This is a genomic window from Burkholderia sp. AU4i (genome assembly GCF_000466765.1).
In the GTDB taxonomy this organism is placed as follows: domain Bacteria; phylum Pseudomonadota; class Gammaproteobacteria; order Burkholderiales; family Burkholderiaceae; genus Burkholderia; species Burkholderia cepacia.
On the sequence record NZ_ASSI01000463.1, the window covers coordinates 1 to 573 of the forward strand.

Below are 573 nucleotides of genomic sequence, written 5' to 3' on the forward strand. Positions count from 1 at the left end.
GGTCGGCGCCTTCGCCGTCGGGGCGGTTGCAGACGATCGCGCGGATGCCGGCCGCGTGAAGCGCGGGCAGGTCGGCCGCCGCGATCTGCGGCGAGACCGACAGCGTGTCGGTCAGCTTGCGGATGGAGGTCATGTCGGGGGTCTCGGTTGGGGCGCCGGCGCTCAGATCGCGTCGAGCGGGATCTTCAGGTAGCGCACGCCGTTGTCTTCGGGCTCGGGCAGGTGGCCGGCGCGCATGTTGACCTGCACGGACGGCAGCATCAGCACCGGCATGGCGAGCGTGGCGTCGCGCGTGGTACGCATCGCGACGAAATCGTCCTCGGTCACGCCGTCCTTCACGTGCACGTTCGCGCGGCGCTGCTCGGCCACGGTCGTCACGAACTGCACGTCGCGGCCGCCCGGCTGGTAGTCGTGGCACAGGTACAGGCGCGTGTCGGGCGGCAGGCCGAGCACGCGCGCGATCGAGCGGTACAGTGTGCGCGCGTCGCCGCCCGGGAAATCGCAGCGGGCCGTGCCGTAGTCGGGCATGAACAGCGTGTCGCCGACGAATGCCGCGCGCTGCGTCGCGTCGTC

General features: G+C 71.7%; 1 protein-coding gene and 1 pseudogene. Both read right to left on the bottom strand.

The genetic code is table 11. From position 1 onward, the window contains the following. Positions 1-133, bottom strand: a 133-nt coding sequence (locus L810_RS46770) for a beta-lactamase hydrolase domain-containing protein (RefSeq protein WP_155836518.1), incomplete at its 3' end; no start/stop codon positions are given. Positions 134-162: 29 nt separating this feature from the next. Next, positions 163-573, bottom strand: a pseudogene (locus L810_RS43530) (MBL fold metallo-hydrolase); the annotation flags it as partial.